This window comes from Paenibacillus sp. FSL R7-277 (genome assembly GCF_000517965.1).
Taxonomy (GTDB): domain Bacteria; phylum Bacillota; class Bacilli; order Paenibacillales; family Paenibacillaceae; genus Paenibacillus_AQ; species Paenibacillus_AQ silagei.
In genome coordinates, this window is the sequence record NZ_ASPX01000103.1 from 1 (window position 1) to 210 (window position 210).

Genomic DNA, 210 nt, shown 5'->3' on the forward strand with positions numbered 1-210 from the left:
CCCGTCGCTCCAGTCTCGCCAGTCAGCCCCGTCGCTCCAGTCTCTCCCGTAAGCCCCGTCGCACCAGTCTCACCCGTGAGCCCAGTCGCTCCAGTCTCACCTGTAAGCCCCGTTGCTCCGGTCTCTCCCGTCAGCCCAGTCGCTCCAGTCTCTCCCGTAAGCCCTGTTGCACCAGTCTCACCTGTAAGCCCAGTTGCTCCGGTCTCTCCT

1 protein-coding gene is annotated in these 210 nt (G+C 64.8%); it reads right to left on the reverse strand.

Annotation, left to right across the window (positions count from 1 at the left end; translation table 11 throughout):
- A partial coding sequence (locus tag C173_RS27100) for a collagen-like protein (RefSeq protein WP_036731042.1) occupies window positions 1–210 on the reverse strand: 210 nt, incomplete at both ends.